General features: G+C 38.8%; 1 protein-coding gene. It reads right to left on the reverse strand.

The features are described from left to right. Positions 1–245, reverse strand: a 245-nt coding sequence (locus AAEZ18_RS19440) for a DUF3261 domain-containing protein (protein WP_352256087.1), incomplete at both ends; no start/stop codon positions are given.

Below are 245 nucleotides of genomic sequence, written 5' to 3' on the forward strand. Positions count from 1 at the left end.
GAGCCAACCTGCTCTATTAAAGCACCCTCTAACTGCTTTTGTAAAAATGCTACTGGCCAATGTACTAATGCAATATCCGCCAAGATATAATGAGGGTCTATCCCTTCTACCGCCAGCATATTTCGTGTTTTTACCGGGCCATTTAAAGGTTTTTCAAGCTCCATAATTGGAAAGCCTTGTACTGTCATTAACAATAACTTAATTGCACCTTTGTCATTTATAGCTAATTGGGCAAATACAGTATG

Origin of the sequence: Pseudoalteromonas sp. 19-MNA-CIBAN-0066, assembly GCF_040308705.1 — a bacterium.
Taxonomy (GTDB): domain Bacteria; phylum Pseudomonadota; class Gammaproteobacteria; order Enterobacterales; family Alteromonadaceae; genus Pseudoalteromonas; species Pseudoalteromonas nigrifaciens.